Raw genomic sequence first — 929 nt, 5'->3', positions numbered from 1 at the left:
TTACTTCTGTGATCCTCAATCTCCCTGGCAACGTGGCTCAAATGAAAATACGAACAGGTTGCTAAGACAATATTTTCCAAAGGGAACTGACTTATCGGTTCACAGTCAGCAGAGACTAAACAGCGTTGCCAGACAGCTCAACGAAAGACCGAGAAAAACGCTAGACTATGAATCACCCGCAGAACGGTTCAATAAGTGTGTTGCGTCCATCAGTTGAACTCACAGCCAGGAGCGGACCTTTCACAGGTTAAATAAGCGGAGGATTCGGCTGCTGATTTTACATCCAGGCTTTATTTATGGATTATGGATTTCTACATGTTCTGAAAAGGATTTATACATGAATGTCCTCTTTCCACCCAATCTGGTTCCAGGAGATGTTATTGGTGTAACAGCTCCATCTTCCGGCGTACCTGAGCACCTGCACCCCAGGTTGGAACTCGCCATCGCAAACCTTAAGAAAAAAGGCTTCCAAGTGCGCGAAGGAGGCTGCTTACGCTCACAGCACAAAAATAAAAGTTCCACTAAGTTTTCTCGCGCTGACGAATTAATGTCTTATCTTACTGATCCAGACATAAAAGCTGTTATGCCCCCTTGGGGTGGTGATCTGGCTATGGAATTATTGGAGTTGATTGATTTTAATCTGTTAGCTCGGTCTGAACCAAAATGGTTTGTGGGTTTTTCTGACCTTAGTACACTTCATTTTCCACTGACGACAATTTCGGGCTGTGAATCGCCACGGATAATCTAGACACTTCTGAGCCGTCGATAATATTGATTTTCATATTCCGTCGGTGGCATCTGATCACTCGAACCATGCCGACGCTTACTGTTATAAAACATTTCGATGTAATCAAAAATATCGCTGCGGGCTTCTTCCCGCGTTCCATAGATCTTTTTCTTTATCCGTTCACGCTTCAGCAACTGGAAAA

Annotated in this window: 2 protein-coding genes and 1 pseudogene; 2 read left to right on the top strand and 1 reads right to left on the bottom strand. The window is 44.0% G+C overall.

The features are described 5' to 3' along the window. Nucleotides 1-217: IS30 family transposase (locus GS12_RS23905; RefSeq protein ID WP_152601479.1), on the top strand; the 217-nt coding region annotated here is incomplete at its 5' end. Between the two features lie 120 nt (nt 218-337). Then, nucleotides 338-724 (top strand): annotated as a pseudogene (locus GS12_RS22685) (LD-carboxypeptidase); the annotation flags it as partial. Between the two features lie 20 nt (nt 725-744). Here the strand turns inward: GS12_RS22685 and GS12_RS22680 are convergent. After that, nucleotides 745-929: IS3 family transposase (locus tag GS12_RS22680; protein ID WP_034951276.1), on the bottom strand; the 185-nt coding region annotated here is incomplete at its 5' end.

The sequence above is a fragment of the Erwinia oleae genome (assembly GCF_000770305.1).
Classification (GTDB): Bacteria; Pseudomonadota; Gammaproteobacteria; order Enterobacterales; family Enterobacteriaceae; genus Erwinia; species Erwinia oleae.
Note: the sequence above shows the minus strand (reverse complement) of the source record. Positions and strands in the feature narration are given on the sequence as shown.